Here is a 16,924-nt window from a genome sequence, read left to right as displayed (position 1 = left end):
TAGCCCTAAAGCTATTTCGGGGAGAACCAGCTATCTCCGAGTTCGATTGGAATTTCTCCGCTACCCCCACCTCATCCCCGCACTTTTCAACGTACGTGGGTTCGGGCCTCCAGTGCGTGTTACCGCACCTTCACCCTGGACAGGGGTAGATCACACGGTTTCGGGTCTACGCCTACAAACTAATTCGCCCTATTCAGACTCGCTTTCGCTGCGGCTCCGTCTTCTCGACTTAACCTTGCTTGCAAACGTAACTCGCCGGTTCATTCTACAAAAGGCACGCCATCATCCATATAGAGGACTCTGACTTCTTGTAAGCACACGGTTTCAGGATCTATTTCACTCCCCTTCCGGGGTGCTTTTCACCTTTCCCTCACGGTACTGCTTCACTATCGGTCACTAGGGAGTATTTAGCCTTGGCAGATGGTCCTGCCGGATTCATACGGGGTTTCACGTGCCCCGCACTACTCAGGATCCGTCTCGGAGGGATTAGAATTTCGGCTACAGGGCTTTTACCTCTTCTAGCGGGCCTTTCCAGACCTCTTCGCCTACTCTAATCCTTGGTAACTCCATGTGAGACGTCCTACAACCCCAGAGAGCAAGCTCCCTGGTTTGGGCTGTTCCGCGTTCGCTCGCCGCTACTGACGGAATCACTATTGTTTTCTCTTCCTCAGGGTACTTAGATGTTTCAGTTCCCCTGGTATGCCTCTTCATACCCTATGTATTCAGGTATGAGTGACTGGAGATTAATCCAGCCGGGTTTCCCCATTCGGACATCCTCGGATCAAAGCTTGCTTACAGCTCCCCGAGGCAGTATCGTTGTTCGCCACGTCCTTCTTCGGCTCCTAGTGCCTAGGCATCCTCCGTGTGCTCTTAGTAGCTTAACCTACACTACTTATTTAAACTTGTTTGACACAAGTTCAGCTACGATGATTTTAAATTTGACGTTAAGCCAAATTGAAATTCATCGCTAAAGGAATGTTTCTAAAACGCAAATTTTCGTTTCGTATATCCAGTTTTCAAGGATCAAAGACAAAATTTAAAACGATCACGCAAGTGACGTTTGAAATTTCTGTCAAGTTGAGAGTTGAACTCTCAAAACTGACCAACGAGTGAGCGTTGTGCTTCTTAATAGAAGCTATTTGAATGTTTCCGTTGCAGGAAACGATTCTCCATAGAAAGGAGGTGATCCAGCCGCACCTTCCGATACGGCTACCTTGTTACGACTTCACCCCAATCATCTACCCCACCTTCGGCGGCTGGCTCCTTGCGGTTACCTCACCGACTTCGGGTGTTGTAAACTCTCGTGGTGTGACGGGCGGTGTGTACAAGACCCGGGAACGTATTCACCGCGGCATGCTGATCCGCGATTACTAGCAATTCCGACTTCATGCAGGCGAGTTGCAGCCTGCAATCCGAACTGAGACTGGCTTTTTAGGATTCGCTCCATCTCGCGACTTCGCTTCCCGTTGTACCAGCCATTGTAGTACGTGTGTAGCCCAGGTCATAAGGGGCATGATGATTTGACGTCATCCCCGCCTTCCTCCGGTTTGTCACCGGCAGTCATTCTAGAGTGCCCACCCAAAGTGCTGGCAACTAAAATCAAGGGTTGCGCTCGTTGCGGGACTTAACCCAACATCTCACGACACGAGCTGACGACAACCATGCACCACCTGTCTTGAATGCTCCGAAGAGGGCACCTATCTCTAGGTGTTACATTCAGATGTCAAGACCTGGTAAGGTTCTTCGCGTTGCTTCGAATTAAACCACATACTCCACTGCTTGTGCGGGTCCCCGTCAATTCCTTTGAGTTTCAGTCTTGCGACCGTACTCCCCAGGCGGAATGCTTAATGTGTTAACTTCGGCACCAAGGGTATCGAAACCCCTAACACCTAGCATTCATCGTTTACGGCGTGGACTACCAGGGTATCTAATCCTGTTTGCTCCCCACGCTTTCGCGCCTCAGCGTCAGTTACAGCCCAGAGAGTCGCCTTCGCCACTGGTGTTCCTCCACATCTCTACGCATTTCACCGCTACACGTGGAATTCCACTCTCCTCTTCTGCACTCAAGCTACCCAGTTTCCAATGCGACCTAAGGTTGAGCCTTAGGATTAAACACCAGACTTAAATAGCCGCCTGCGCGCGCTTTACGCCCAATAATTCCGGACAACGCTTGCCCCCTACGTATTACCGCGGCTGCTGGCACGTAGTTAGCCGGGGCTTTCTTCTCAGGTACCGTCACTCCGGTAGCAGTTACTCTACCGGACGTTCTTCCCTGGCAACAGAGCTTTACGATCCGAAAACCTTCATCACTCACGCGGCGTTGCTCCGTCAGACTTTCGTCCATTGCGGAAGATTCCCTACTGCTGCCTCCCGTAGGAGTCTGGGCCGTGTCTCAGTCCCAGTGTGGCCGTTCACCCTCTCAGGTCGGCTACGCATCGTCGCCTTGGTGAGCCATTACCTCACCAACTAGCTAATGCGCCGCAGGTCCATCTGTAAGTGACAGATTGCTCCGTCTTTCATTATCTCCCCATGCGAGAAAATAAATTATCCGGTATTAGCTAACGTTTCCGCTAGTTATCCCAGTCTTATAGGCAGGTTACCTACGTGTTACTCACCCGTCCGCCGCTAACCATCAGGAGAGCAAGCTCTCCATCAAGTCCGCTCGACTTGCATGTATTAGGCACGCCGCCAGCGTTCGTCCTGAGCCAGGATCAAACTCTCCAATAAAGTGTTTCATTGAAAGAGCGATTAGCTCATTTTGAATCTGACTTATTTCTTAGATTTCACTTGACGTGAAACCCGCTCACTCGTTGTTCAGTTTTCAAAGATCAACTTCGTTTTCAGCGTCGCTGCGTTCTCGGCAGCAACTCTTATATAATATCATCTTTTAACTAATTCCGCAAGAACTTTTTTTAAGATTTTTTTCTTTTAAATCCGCTCTGCTTATTAGTTGACCGGCAAAGAATCTTGTTTAATTGGCCGGATTAATAATATAACCCTTAGAGACAACTATTTCAAGTTGTAAGTTTTACCAATCCAAAATATTAAAGATAGTCCTTCTCCTATGAAACAAAATAGTCTCTTAAAGAACCTGGAAGACACTCTGCTATAATAAGAACCCCTGTCTAATATTAACCACTGTGGTTTTGTCTGGACAAGGGTTCATTTTTCCGAGGGAAGCCGAGCCCCTGTCCGAAAGGCAACGCCACATAGGTGTCTATTTTCTGATGTCATCTTAGCCGAATCGTGATTTATCCCAACCTCTCATCCACCATCAACTGCAACTGCACCCCAAACGGATCTTCTACAATCCCATATGCTTTGCTAAACACATTGCTAGCTAAGGGAACAATAACCCTTACCCCATCATCTGAGGTTAAGCCTTCATAAAAGCTCTCGATCTCCTCCAAATCCGCGCTTTGAATGCACAGGGAGGTGTTGTTGCCGACGCTGTATTTTTCACGGGGATCCATGGTGTCTTCGGCGATCATGATTTTGGTCTTTCCGATTCTTAAGACGGAGTGGCTAATGCGATGCTTATTCTCCTCCGTAAGCGGGAACGAGGGGTCTCTTTGAGCCATGTCCTCGTAGGTGACGAGCAGTAGTTGCTCGGCGTTGAGGTGTTTTTTGTAAAAATCGATGGCCTCTTGGGCTCTGCCGTTCATCGATAAGAATATAGCTACTTCTAGTGTTGCGCTCATGGGATCGATCTCCTTTAAGTTTGATATTTGATCTTGAATTCATAATAATACATATAGGTAGCAAAACATGACACCTTTAATCAAGGAGATCATTGAGGAGATTATGAATGAAGAAATCGGAAAGATTGAACGACATGATCCGGTACTTGAACGGCCGGGAGTTCTTTAATTTACAGGACCTGATGGATAAATATCATATTTCCAAAAGTACGGCGCTGCGGGATATCAGCTCATTAGAGCAATTGGGTATGCCGATTTATTCGGAGCATGGGCGACATGGACGGTACGGAATCCTGCAGAACAGACTGCTATCCCCTATTATTTTCACGATGGACGAGGTATATGCTCTGTATTTTGCCATGCTGACGCTGGAGGCTTATCAATCGACGCCCTTCCATCTCAGTGTGAATCAACTGAATGAGAAGTTCGAGCACTGTCTATCTGACGGGCAGATCGAGCAGATTCACAAGATGAAGCAGGTCCTGCAATTTGAGATGTATCAGCATCATCATGTGAGCCGTTATTTGGATCAAATTCTGATGAGCATTCTTCATGAGAGCCCCTGTAGGATTCAATATTTGAAAAATAGTCAGGAAACAAGCTACGAGGTGCAATTCTTCAAAATCTCTGCCAAGTTCGGTCAATGGTATGCCACTGGAATTGAGCTAAGTACGAATAAGTACCGGGTATTCAGATGTGACCGGATCATTTCTATTGAAGAAGTGGATGTGCAAACCAGCTTCTCTATAGATGAGCTGGTGAGTCGTTCCATGGAGATGTATCAATCCAAGAATAGTATTCACTTCGAGGTGGAGATCTCGGAGAAAGCCGAGGATCTTTTCTATAAGGAGCATTATCCTTCCATGCATCTAGAAACGGGTGATAAGACCGTCATTAAAGGGTTCTACAATCCGGAAGAAGAGGCGTTTATAGCGGATTATTTCATCAGGTTTGGCAAAGATGTGGTATCCGTGAAGCCTGACACCTTAAAGCAAGCACTGCAGGATCGGGTAGAGAGTTTCTTACAGCACTATCGAGTAATATAACTCAGCGTGCGGATAGCCAAATCCCCCTATTCTGCAAAGTCAGAAAATGCTCTCTTCAACTTGCCGACTTGGCAATAGAAGAGAGCATCTGTTATGTTCAAGCGATTATTTTTTGGGGGCAGATGCCTTGATCGTCAGGGTTGTTGTGCTCTTATCCCATTTCACCTCAGCCCCGAGCAATGAGGATAGATCGCGGGCCATGATATAGGAGACCCCTGAAAAGGTATAGAAATGGGTTACCGTTTTGCCGTTTATCGTTGGCACTTTTTGGGCGCTGTCATAGCCTACATCCACTCCCAATAGCTTGCTGACAGACCGCAATGGAACGTAAACGGTGCCGTCAAACAGTCGTCCGGGTTCCGCGGTTTTGCCATTCACCTTTATTTGAACGGCTGTAGCGGCTGCGAAGCTTCTCTCATTCGGGATTCTTGTTACGGTGACACGGATTACTTCTTCTTCAACTAATTCGGGGGCGTTCGCCGGGTAGACCGCAACTTCATGCTTGCCAGTGACAGAACCTAAAGTGGCCGTGACCGTAGCTTTTCCTAAACCAGTTGCCTTAACATTCCCCTGGGCCCGGGCCTGTATAACCTGTGGGTCCGTCGTTTCCCAAGATGTTAACTCGGTTACATATGCTGTGTCCCCATTATCGAAAACCGCCAGCGCATTTAGTTCCATACCGCTATTTATACTTAGCTTGATTGGATCCGAGGTGGGCGGAAGAGTCCCGCGCACAATTTCAATTTTTTGAGGAGCACCTACAAGAAGATGCGCAGAGGTTGTGCCATAGCCGTGAACCGGTTTTCCTGCGGCATCCTCCAGCTTGGTTCCCTCAGATACGATATGGATTGAAGTATCCTGGGTCTTGACCTCTTTTTTGACCGTTAGGAAAAAGGAGGCAAACGCCTCATCGGTCGCCTGATGGATCGTTTTGTTATTTAGCGCTGATATGGATAGCACGACTTCCTGCCTGCCATCGGCAGGATTGGAATCCTCCGGGTACGGATTTTCGATACGATAATTGGGGGTCTCGAAGGTTTGGGAAGGAATGAAGAAGGTATCGTCTCTCCATATGTACTTCCCAAGATCCTCATCGAAGCGTAAGTTACCCTCGGTCGTAAACACATTCTCATCATAGCTTAGGACTACTTTGGCGGAACGAAGCCCGCCCAGATCAGAGGGGATATTCAAGATTTTGACGCTCACCAAGACGCTTTGTCCGGGGACTAGGGTCGTGTAATTGGTTGCAACATCAACGGATACCTTCTTAGCGTCCGCTGCTGATACTATACCTGCCAGGCTGGAGATCGACACGAGCAAAGCAAGCAGCGCCGCTGTTATTTTCCTTAAGAGATACATCTAATAAAACCTCCATCCTTAATACTCAGTTAAAATTTATATCGGCCGGATGGAGGAATCTGTGTATAACCGTCATCTACCTACTCGACGCTTTTCTTGGAAACCTCATCTTTTACTGCCTTATCCAATACGGCCTGTCCTTCCTGCTCTATCGTCTGCAGCGCCTCCTCAATCGATTTCTTCTTCTCCTCGACCAACTTCAGCTCGCGATCAACGATTGGCTGGTACTGAGAGTAAAAACTCTGAGGGATCTTATCATTGTCCAACGAACCTGCCCCGTCCAAATTCGGTTGTAATTTGTAGAACACGTCCAGGCTGACGCCTTCATATTCCTTCGAATATCCCATACGGGACAAAAGCCCGTTATTCAACGATTTCGATTTAATCTTGGCGAACTGTTCCCCGTTCACAAATTTCAGAAATTCCCATGCGGCATCGGCATTCGGGGAGTTGGCCCGTATGGCAAACAGTTCATTAAAATGGATATCTCGGGATTTATCAGGTTCGGCCGGATCGACCGGCCCCGCAACGATGCCAAATTGAAAAGGTTTGTAATCCTTGAGCGTGTTCTTAGCATCTTTTATGCTGCTCAACAAATAAGAACTGCTAGTTGTCATTGCCGAACGTCCCATTAAAAACAACTGACTTTCATAAAAATCCTCTATTGTTCCGCTCTGGAACCCGCCATCATAAGGATTATAAATTGTACCCGAATCAACTGCGTCCTTAGCCAGCTTATAGGCCTGCTTCCAGGAATCCGTATTCAGCGTGATTCTCATCGTGTCTGTATTGATATACTTTAAACCTTGAGTACCCGCGATGGCCGAAGCTAGTTCCTCCATAGACATGCCATAGTCGCTGCCAAATCCGTAGACACGGGTCTTCTCGTCGCCATCGGTTGGAAACCGCCGGGCCGTGTCGATGATTTCCTGCCACGTCATCCCGTCATGCGGCACATCGACTCCGTATTTGGCGAATAGATCAGCATTATAGAAGAGGGCATTTCCGTAAAAAGAAGGAGCTAAGCCGTACAGCTTGCCATCGCCCTTCTTCTTAAGAATCTCGATCAATGCCGGATATATGCTTCCGATATCGTACTTATCACGTTCAATCAAGGTATCAAGCTCCAGCAATTTACCTTCCGCAGCGAATTTCTCATAATTGTCCAAGCTCAATATAACTACATCCGGCTGTTTCTGCTCTATGAAGTCAGCTAACGCTTTGTTATAATCCTGTTCCCCTGTATAGATACTATCCGTGGTGATCACTTCAATATCAATATCAGGATATTGCATCGCAAACAAATCACCGTATTGGATGGAAAAATACGCTTCGTTCACATACATGATTTTGAAACTGGAGCGCTGCACTGTTTCCTTGGTGGAGACGCTGGAGCACCCCGTAAACAAGACACCGCATAACAGAACCAGTAACATCTTACGTACCCATTTACTTCTCATCATAACCTCCAAATAATAGCTTCATTTTTGCTTCTCATATTGATAACGTCGAAGCGGAAGAATTAGTTATCTGAAGAATCCTGGCTATTTCCTTGGAAGATTATAAATAAGCAGTCTTCGTATCTAAGCAGCTGTTGCGCTAAGATTCTTATATCTATATAGAAAAGATCATCAATCATCTTCATCAAATTCTGTATTCTTTGTTCGTATGAAATGAGAGGATCGTCTAAAATAAAATGATCTATACTTTCTTCCATCAAGTTCGGCAAACTCAGATCACTTAGATAAGCTTTTGAGTCGAAATATTCCAAATATTCTTGTTTAGTTTCCTCAAAATAAGATTTCAAAAACATGGAGTCCTTTTGAATACGATCAAATAACCTTTCCATCACATCAGTGATTTTTTCATGCAAGTCCGAGCAATACACAATCTGCATCTGCAAGAACTGGTAACAATTCATGAGGTTGACGAAACTTGAGGAAAAAAACGAGAACTCAACATTGGATTCTTTTAATGCATGAACACATATTTTTTCGAATAATATCGCTAATATATTATTACAAGCTTCGTTCTTGATATTTACTTCATCGGATACCATGTTATTAATGTACATTTCCAGATGATTAACCTTCCAGGAGGTAACTACCCTCTTAATTGCCCCTGTTTCTAAATTAAGTTGATAGCATCTATTCATATCATTCGATTCCGCGTTGCTTGAACAAGAAAGGCTTCCAAACTCGGTTTCAATCCATTTAATAACTTCATCGGTTTTGATGTCACCTGCAATATTTATAGCCATTCTGTCGGGAGTATACCATTTTTCGTGAAAGGCTATAACTTGCTCGAAGCTAAGACCTTTTATAACTTCTTCGTCTCCCATCGGTAATCGTGTTTTGTAAAATGAATGATCGAATAGTATTTTAAATACTTTGCTTTTTCTTCCTTTATGATGAGTAATCACTTCTTGAAGTACATCCTGTTTCACTTCATCCAATGCCTCTATTGTTATATAGCTTCCTAGTGCTATCTGTTTCAAAATGAATAATCCGTGCCTAATCGCCTCGTTACGATTTGGACATTTTATTAGATATACCGTTCGATCAAAATCCGTTAATCCAATGCAATTGTATTGTATATCACCCGCATAATATCTATATTTATCGAATACCATGCTCATATGTTCTACTACATGGGCAAGTCCATTTTCGGAATCCGATTCCTGAAGCGACCCTACTTTTAAAGCCAGACTTAACATGATTTCATCCTTTTCAATGTCAGTCTCCCGGACACAATAAGCAAGTCCATTAGGAAGAGTCCCTTCGCTAATGCGATCCTTCATTAACAAGTTCCCCCTTCATGTACATGTCTGATTGCATGTTATACAATCTCGCATATTCGCCATTGTATCTAAGTAAAGTATCATGATTGCCGCTTTCAAGTACCTGTCCATCTTTGAGAACCAATATTTCGTCTACCAGACGAATGGTGGAAAGCCGATGCGTAATGAGAATGGTCGTCTTATCAAACATTAAATCCTTGAATTTGGTAAACAACTCAAACTCAGCTTCGGCATCAAGTGAAGCGGTAGGCTCATCCAAAATGAGAATACTGGAGTCGGACATAAATGCCCGGCTAATGGCAAGCCTCTGCCACTGACCGAGTGATAATTGGGTCGCTTCCGACCATTCCTTGTTCAGCATGGTTGCATACTTTAAAGGAAGTTCTTCAATAAAGCGATCCGCGCCCGATTGCTCCGCCGCTTTTTTTACTTTCGGGAAATTATTTAAATCTTCAATTGCCCCAAGTGCTATATTCTTCTCGATATCGAAGGGGTACTTAATAAAATCCTGGAATACAGCCCCGATATGTTTATAGTATTGCTCCAGATCGATATCATTTATATTCATGCCATCCATCAAAATACGACCTGAAGTAGGTTTATACAACCTTAGAAGCAATTTAACCAGCGTTGTTTTGCCAGAGCCGTTCAAGCCTACAAACGAATAGCTTTTCTTCGCTGTAAGAATAAAGCTAATGTTCTTAAGTACAAACTCTTCTCTGCCCGGATATTTAAAAGATACGTTTTGAAATTCGATATTCTCAAAATTGGCAGGGTAAGGTGTACTACTTGCTTCTGGTGTTGGAACTTCCCTCTCTAACAATGAAAAGAGATTCTGAATATAGAGAGCATCGTCGTACAGCGAAGAGATGGATCTTAAAATATTCTGTATTGAACTCTGAAAATTCGATAAGGTACTAATAAATAAGGTCAGATCTCCCAAAGTTAGGTTTCTGGCAACCACTTTAACGAGAATATAGATTTGAAAGCTATATGAAACGATATTTTCTAAAAAGCTAGCCATACTGTTCTGTAAGGAGAATTTCTTCCTTATTTTTTTGTCTTCCTTCAAAAAAGTATTAAAGTCATTGATGATCATCGTCTTAAAATAGGAATTTAACCGGTTTACTTTGACTTCTTTAATATTCTCATACGTGATAATGATGGATTTGAGATAATTGATAAATCTTAACCTTTCAAAACGTTTCGTAAAAATGTCAAACAGTTTTGTGGACATCTTAATGTTAATGATGAGTGAAGGCAGACATGCAAGGAAGCTGATTAAGAGAATGAGCGGGCCGAAACCTAGAAAAATCACGATAGCCCCAGCCATAGATGAGAAGTTCTGCAGCGCAAGGATCAGGGTTCTAAGGAGATTCATGGAATGCTGTGTAGATTCGTTATTCACTTTTTGAATGCAATCATATATCTCGGCATTGTCGAAATCAGCCATTTCCATCCGCTCAATTTTATCAAGGGTCAATCCCGTGATATGCTTGTTCATATAGTCGACTTGGTTAGACTCAAAATACCGGCATAGGTTATGCATAATGTTGTTGAATTGTGTGTATAAAAGATGAATTACTATCCATAAGATCGGTTTGGACAGATCCTTACTGACCAGTGCCTCAACGACGCTGTCAATAAAGAACTTCCATATGATCGTGGTAATCGGAAGGGACAACCCGGCCAATAAATTGAAAAATAACAAGAAAACTAACGTATGCTTCGAACTTTTCCAAAGCAAAGCCATAATTTTCGCCAACATTTTAATATAATCTTGGGCAGTAATTAATTTCGCGTGCAGTACTTTCATATAAAAGTCTCCCATTATAGAAAGGTATGAAAACAGGGCCCTATCCCAAAAAATAGCGGCCCTGTTTCAATTTACTTAAGTAGCTAAACAACTAATGAATATATGCCTTTGAGTAATTCGCCACACTATTCTTGCTATCTCCTGCGCAATAGCAGCCACATGGACTTGCGCCGGACTTGGCTTGGTCTTGTGCTACGGCAGCATTACCGGAACAAATACAGCCATCCATTGGCTGAACACCATAATATGCTTGTGTATCCATCTTAGTTGTTCTACCTACGGGATGAATCAGTTTCATACTAAACATCTCCTTTAGAATAGATTTTTATAGGAATAACATTCCGTATGGCCCGGGATCATAAGAATGTTATAACTACCGCATACTGCATCTCATTATTACGAGATAATAAGTTCATTAAAGTATTCTACCTTTTCAGGAGTATCCTCAATTAATTGATGGTATCTTTGCAAGTAGAATTTAGTGATCGCCTTCTCTATGTTACAAGTTCCCACTTTCTTATCTTCATCAAGCCCATCATCTTGATAGCACAGAGCAAAACAAATTCCGCATAGGCGTACCGCCCAACAATTCGAGCAGTGCTTAATTGACTTGTTAGAGTACTCTTCAAAGTAGCTACGATAAACCGCTTCCGTATCTATTCCATTCTCAACATCACCAATATAAGGTGAATTGGACATTCTCTCACATACTTTAAAATTACCATCCGTAGTAACATATAGTCTTCTCCGGCCAGGAATACAACATCCGTTCATGTGGATACCCAGTGTAGGCTCGTCCGTGATTACTCTATTGTGAATACGCAGCAATTTGGTTTGACTAATGTCTTGAGCCATGCCCTTTATTTCATCATCTTTATCTATCGCCGTAAGAGCCCAAGCTCCTATAGGATCAGCGAGCTCTTCATTCGTATTAAACTCTTCTAGACTAATCTCTTGCTTGGGAACCCCCAGTTGCTCCCAGTCGATATCCCCTTGATCCACGTATGAGCAATTGATGTTGGTGTCCGGGGGCAGCCAATCCAATGATTTGAAGAAATCGTTCAGTTCATCAATTTTCTCCATACTATAGGGAGGACATACGACGGCATTTATGCCTAAAGAGTGATCGGGTTTATCTTGAAAAGCCTCTACCAATTTTCTTAGTCCTTTGATAGCCCTGTTAAAGCTCCCACTGCCATCTACAGTGACGCGATAGAAATCTTGAATATTCTTCGGTCCGTCCAAACTGCATAAGACCGAGCATTTGTCCAAAGAAGCCAGATATTCAACGACCTCATCGGTAACAAGCGTTAGATTCGTTGTAAAAGAAACCGATATATTGACGTCGCTCATAATAACCTTGCTGTATTCAATGCACTTCTTCATTAATTCAAAATTTATTAACGGCTCTCCCCCATAGAAGGTCAAAGCCAAATTTTCCCCTACATTTTGGGAAATGTAGTCCAAAGCTTTCTTGGCCGTTTCCCAATCCATATCTGTCTTTGAAAAATTCCTATATCCAACATTTTCATCTTGGTAAATACAGTATTTGCATCTTAAATTGCACTTTTCAGTCAATTCCAAAATAACTTGCTCTATGCCTGCACTGATGAGATCTGATAATTCTGATTTCTTAGGAGTAATAAATTCTTGGAAGGATGGTGCCTGGAGGATTTTCTCTTGCTCAACAAGAGCCAAAACCGTATTCAAAGCGCTTTCAATTTCAGCATCAGTAAAGTCCAACTGGGCAATGGCGGCGGGGTCTGAACTTGTTAACAAGCTTTCCAAAATTGCCGATTCTACGACATCACATAGAAATACCTTTCCAGTTCCGGTGTCGTAAAAGTATTTATTATTCTTTGTCTCGAACACCGTCCCCAAACGTTCCCAATCCGACATATGCAAATTACCTAAAATTGATATTTTCTTATCAACGTTTGGACTGACCATCCATTAAACCTCCTTAAAGAATCAAATTTCAATCACAATCCGTCTAAAAATAGATGCATAATGAAACGCTTGGCTGAATTGTGACTTTTTTCACTTTAATATGCAATATTTTCCTTATCTATAAATCTATGATAACCCTTATCCCTTATTTTGTAAACTATAAAAATATATTAAAATTATTTCCAAGATTTTATATAAAAATAGCCAACTTTCATCTCGTTGGCCTTAGTTCATATTAATCTATGATACTAATGAGGATCGCCTCAGCCACTTGCTGGTCTTCGTTCGATAACCAAACCCTAACCGAAGGGGCTCTATCCCCAGTCTCTAACAAGGAGGATATATCCGAACTTGTTACTTCTTCATACTTGCTGATCACGGTATTTTTATCAGAAGAGATATATCTAGTAAATATTTGGGTTGCATCATTTATTTGTATATGAACATACTCCTCGTCCGTTTCTTTCTTCTCTGTTGTTCGCACAGATTTAGGATTCATATACACAGTGATTTGATTGGCTTCAGCAGCTGCCAAATCTCCAAACAAGTCTGCCTCTGCTTCATTCCATCCCGCCATGATCTCATTATTCTCATAAATATATTCGACCTTAGAAGCCGTAAGAGACAACAGCTCAGGCTCTACCATCCTAATAACGACGCCCCCAGAAAGTCCTGCAACCAAGAGGAAACCAACAAGAGACATCAGGAATTGATTCTGGGAGGATGTTGATTTATGGAGCCATTGATATACACCTACACCTATAGCCCCGCCAGCACAATTCAATAGAATATCATCGATATCGCTGCTCCCCAAAGCAAACACATACTGAATAACCTCGAACGCAAATGAGGTCAGCAGCAGGCAAAGAAATGAAATACGCAGAGGCTTGTTGCGTGCAGCATATGCTACGAAAATCCCCAAAGGAACAAAGATAGCAATATTCCCCCCTATATTGGCCAACGCCCTCCCCATGTCAATATTCTCGCTTGTCATAAATTCAATAATCGTATTAAAAGGAATGATATTAATGCTTCTTAATGCTGACATAATTCCTGAATGGAACAGTGCTGACAAAGGAATGGTCTTAAACAAAATAACTTTAATGGCAATGAAAGCATAGGCGATAAACATGGCGTAAAATAGGACAAGCAATAATCTGTTGGCACCGGATTTCCCCGGGTTGTCCCCCCATCTTTTGTTCATCTTAGAATCCACGCTACAGTCACACCTTTCTTTAGATCCTTTTTTCGTGTCCACACATATGATCCAATTATATAGAAAACGTTCATTTTAAATAATTAGTTACATTTCTCTTATTTTCTTTTTTTTGTAATCCCTAAAGATCGTAATCATTCCTTCCTAAGGAGCATTATCCTTCCATGTATCTAGTAAGTGGCGATAAGACCGTCAATAAAGGGTTGTGGTTTAGCAAATGATACTGGTATAGTCCAGAACGAGCAAAGCGTTGGCCTTGCTGTTTATTATTTCCCACAACATATGTAAAATTGTTATAACAGTTGAATAGTATGATAAGGAGGGGAACTAATTGTCCAAGGTGATCGAAATGGAACGTAAAGTAACAAAGTTCGGAAATAGCCTCGGGATTACCATGACCGAAGCCTTAAAGCAAATTGGACTTGAACTGGGAGATGTAGTGCTTATCAATGTGAAAGAGGCCGACGGAGAGATCATTATTCGCAAGGCCAATAAGGTGACCTTGCCAGCAGGAATAAGCACTGAATTTCTTGAAACGCTCTCCAATGTGATGGAAGAATACGATGAAACACTGAAAGGCCTTAAGGATCGTTAATATGACCGTACGATACCTGTCCGTCCAAGAGGTTATTGCCATTAATGTCGCAATGATACAGAAATATAGTCCCAAGGAAGATGTAGGCGTTAAAGATGGGGGCATGTTAGAATCCGCGGTATTTTGGCCGCAATCCTCTACTTTTGGTGAAGAGGCATACCCTTCTTTGTTTGAGAAAGCTGCCGCGCTGTTTCAATCCCTGGGACAGAATCATGCCTTTCAAAACGCTAACAAACGGACCGCGTTTACCGCTTTAGAGATCTTTTTACGGCTAAACGGCTGCTCCTTTGTCATGGACCAGAAAGCAGCCGAAGATTTTACCGTCAACATGGTAGACAATCATTATGAAATTCAGGAACTCACGCAAGTGATTCAACAGTATTGTAAAAGAATCCAACAATGATAGACTGCACTTACTTCGAAATATCCAAAAAGCCCTCTCCGAACACATCGCGTACGTCGTGAATGGTGAGAAACGCAGCTTGATCGATGGATTTGACGATCTTCTTCAGCGTGGATACCTCTTGCTTGCTGATGACGATATACAGGACTTCCTTCGGGTTCTTCGTATAGTACCCATGGCCCGACAGCACGGTAACTCCGCGGTCCATCTCGGTAATGACCATCTCGGCGATGTCGTTCTGCTTCTCTGAGATGATCATAATTGCCTTCTTAGGATTCAGTCCTTCAATAATGAAGTCCATCACCTTGGTGCCTACATACAAAGCGACGATGGTCAGCATCAGTTTCTCCGGACCAATAATAAAGTAGGAGGAAAAGGCCACGATCAAATCGAAGAACAATAGCGCATAGCTGATATTCCAGTCGAGAAATTTATTAGCAATCCGGGCTAAAATGACGGTTCCTGCCGTCGTTCCCCCGACCCGTACAATCAAGCCGATTCCGGTCCCCACTAGCACACCCGCGAAGACCGCATTAATGGTCAGCTCATGCGAAGCGATCGTCCAGCCTTCTGTTAAATGTAGAAACAGTGAATTAAAAGCGACGGCAAGAATCGTATACACCGTCGTCTGCCGATCCAGAAATTTGTAGCCAACAAGCAGCAGCAAACCATTGATGATGATATTAACGATGGAAGGAGACCACTGGAACAAATAATACAGAATAATGGTGACCCCTGTAACGCCCCCCTCGCCGAACTCATTCGGGATGACAAACAGGTTGACGGCCAACGCAAATAAGAAGGCACCAACAATTATCGTAGCGATATCCGCAATTCTCTTTTTCATATCTACTCTGATCCTCTCTGCAGCAATTCTAGCCCTTACAACCAGATCATCGTATCTGACTTGCAACTAGGAAGTCAATATGGCTTTTACACTTTAATTCGCTATCTAATTCACTCGAAAAAGAACGGGTAGAGCTAGATATCGCCTTGTATTCTTTACCTCTTTTCCTAAACATACTCATTAAAACAGCCCTCTCCGCCAAAAAGGCAGAAGGAGGGCCGTTAGCTTTCCGAAAAAGCAGCTTCCAACAAACTGAATTCAATCTTCTCTTATGGCAAATCTGTTCAATTTAGCCTCTCCTGCAAGGATGGCAGTGTCAAGGACACTTCCACGGCTGATCTTCCCTCTTCTGAAGTAAAGGCTGCGGAGAAAGTTTTTACTATTTACACGGGCGATCCTCGGACCACGGCTTTGCGGCAATTCAGCGCAATGTGTCAACCCACTGATCCAGTCAGCGATCTCCTGCTGCGGGAGTAGACTTCTGTCAATCATGGTATCCACGATTGTGGCCATCCGCTCATCTTCCTCTTCGCAAAAAATTTGCATCCCGTTATGTAACTTCCCTTGAATCGCAGCAAGTACTTCATGCTGTAGCGCTGCATCGCTCTCTGGACACTGAACCAGCTCCTCCAAAGCATCTGCACCGTGTGCCGCACTGTGGGCCCAACCTCCTTCCGGTAGATAACCGCGCAGATCCTTTTCCTCCTTATAATAGCGAAGCACTGAATGCTTAAGATGCTGATATTCGGCTTGATCCAGAAAAGGCTGTTTTCTATGGCGTTCCGTAATCAACGCAATGGGCAGAATGGAGAATGCTCTTGTAAATACAGACGGATCATCCACGCTGCCAATCTGATAGAACAAATGCTGCTCATCGGTCAGAACATCCAAAAGACGGTGCAACTCCGTTTCCGTCAACATGTTCTCGTCATGAAACCATTCATAAAATGTCGTACAGATCAGATCATCTCGCAATTCCGGCTGAGGGTCCCCAATGTATTGCAGCATCAAAGTAAGAAAATCCTGCAGCTGCTCACCTTCACGAAGCTGGTAATGCTCCTTCTCAATTCTTTGCAGGTCCGTCATGAGTTTCATCCTTGTATCGTTCACAATTCCATCCCCTTTAACATACTGATTATCTCCTCTATCACAATCTTTCGGTTCATCATGATGAATCCTTATGAATCCGTG

The 16,924-nt window shown here is 43.5% G+C and carries 13 protein-coding genes and 2 rRNA genes (1 of these 15 running past the window's edge); 3 read left to right on the top strand and 12 right to left on the bottom strand.

What is annotated here, in order from left to right; genetic code table 11:
- From EI981_RS01585 to EI981_RS01575, 3 genes are all read right to left on the bottom strand, one after another.
- Nucleotides 1-884, bottom strand: a 23S ribosomal RNA gene (locus EI981_RS01585) (it extends 2,048 nt beyond the left edge of the window).
- A 291-nt stretch (nt 885-1,175) separates the two neighbouring features.
- Nucleotides 1,176-2,727, bottom strand: a 16S ribosomal RNA gene (locus tag EI981_RS01580).
- Together the 16S and 23S rRNA genes form the textbook arrangement of a ribosomal RNA operon.
- A 524-nt stretch (nt 2,728-3,251) precedes the next feature.
- On the bottom strand, nt 3,252-3,701 hold the full coding sequence (locus EI981_RS01575; protein ID WP_126994838.1) for a VOC family protein: 450 nt from the start codon (nt 3,699-3,701) through the stop codon (nt 3,252-3,254).
- A gap of 107 nt (nt 3,702-3,808) precedes the next feature.
- Here EI981_RS01575 and EI981_RS01570 point away from each other — a divergent pair, with 107 nt between their 5' ends.
- Complete coding sequence (locus EI981_RS01570) at nt 3,809-4,747, top strand: helix-turn-helix transcriptional regulator (protein WP_126994836.1); 939 nt, start codon at nt 3,809-3,811, stop codon at nt 4,745-4,747.
- 105 nt (nt 4,748-4,852) lie between these two features.
- Here the strand turns inward: EI981_RS01570 and EI981_RS01565 are convergent, their stop codons facing one another.
- From EI981_RS01565 to EI981_RS01540, 7 genes are all read right to left on the bottom strand, one after another.
- Nucleotides 4,853-6,106 carry a stalk domain-containing protein gene (locus tag EI981_RS01565; protein ID WP_126994834.1) on the bottom strand — a complete coding sequence of 418 codons (1,254 nt, stop codon included), beginning with the start codon at nt 6,104-6,106 and terminating at the stop codon, nt 4,853-4,855.
- A gap of 80 nt (nt 6,107-6,186) precedes the next feature.
- A complete protein-coding gene (locus tag EI981_RS01560; RefSeq protein ID WP_127004250.1) occupies nt 6,187-7,566 on the bottom strand; it encodes an ABC transporter substrate-binding protein in 1,380 nt (459 codons plus the stop codon).
- 62 nt (nt 7,567-7,628) lie between these two features.
- On the bottom strand, nt 7,629-8,906 hold the full coding sequence (locus EI981_RS01555) for a M16 family metallopeptidase (RefSeq protein WP_126994832.1): 1,278 nt from the start codon (nt 8,904-8,906) through the stop codon (nt 7,629-7,631).
- The gene (locus tag EI981_RS01550; protein ID WP_162616051.1) at nt 8,890-10,722 is read right to left on the bottom strand and encodes an ABC transporter ATP-binding protein; all 1,833 of its coding nucleotides are present in this window, start codon (nt 10,720-10,722) and stop codon (nt 8,890-8,892) included. The genes EI981_RS01555 and EI981_RS01550 overlap by 17 nt, the downstream gene beginning before the upstream one ends.
- Before the next feature lie 91 nt (nt 10,723-10,813).
- Nucleotides 10,814-10,984, bottom strand: coding sequence for a hypothetical protein (locus EI981_RS28910; RefSeq protein WP_162616050.1), 171 nt, complete (start codon nt 10,982-10,984; stop codon nt 10,814-10,816).
- A gap of 134 nt (nt 10,985-11,118) precedes the next feature.
- Nucleotides 11,119-12,672 (bottom strand): radical SAM protein, encoded by a 1,554-nt coding sequence (locus EI981_RS01545; RefSeq protein ID WP_227011648.1) that lies wholly within the window; start codon nt 12,670-12,672, stop codon nt 11,119-11,121.
- A gap of 235 nt (nt 12,673-12,907) precedes the next feature.
- Nucleotides 12,908-13,876: a VanZ family protein gene (locus EI981_RS01540; protein ID WP_126994828.1), complete on the bottom strand. Its 969-nt coding sequence runs from the start codon at nt 13,874-13,876 to the stop codon at nt 12,908-12,910.
- A 343-nt stretch (nt 13,877-14,219) separates the two neighbouring features.
- Between EI981_RS01540 and EI981_RS01535 the strand changes: the two genes are divergently transcribed.
- Together EI981_RS01535 and EI981_RS01530 are read left to right on the top strand one after the other, a co-directional pair.
- Complete coding sequence (locus EI981_RS01535) at nt 14,220-14,483, top strand: AbrB/MazE/SpoVT family DNA-binding domain-containing protein (protein ID WP_126994826.1); 264 nt, start codon at nt 14,220-14,222, stop codon at nt 14,481-14,483.
- Between the two features lies 1 nt (nt 14,484).
- Entirely contained in the window at nt 14,485-14,886 is a 402-nt protein-coding gene (locus tag EI981_RS01530; protein ID WP_126994824.1) for a type II toxin-antitoxin system death-on-curing family toxin, read from the top strand.
- Between the two features lie 10 nt (nt 14,887-14,896).
- Here the strand turns inward: EI981_RS01530 and EI981_RS01525 are convergent, their stop codons facing one another.
- Nucleotides 14,897-15,733 carry a YitT family protein gene (locus EI981_RS01525; RefSeq protein WP_126994822.1) on the bottom strand — a complete coding sequence of 279 codons (837 nt, stop codon included), beginning with the start codon at nt 15,731-15,733 and terminating at the stop codon, nt 14,897-14,899.
- A 258-nt stretch (nt 15,734-15,991) separates the two neighbouring features.
- Entirely contained in the window at nt 15,992-16,843 is an 852-nt protein-coding gene (locus EI981_RS01520; protein ID WP_126994820.1) for a DUF2785 domain-containing protein, read from the bottom strand.
- Between the last annotated feature and the right edge of the window lie 81 nt (nt 16,844-16,924).

Origin of the sequence: Paenibacillus lutimineralis (assembly GCF_003991425.1) — a bacterium.
Taxonomy (GTDB): Bacteria; Bacillota; Bacilli; order Paenibacillales; family Paenibacillaceae; genus Fontibacillus; species Fontibacillus lutimineralis.
Note: the sequence above shows the minus strand (reverse complement) of the source record. Positions and strands in the feature narration are given on the sequence as shown.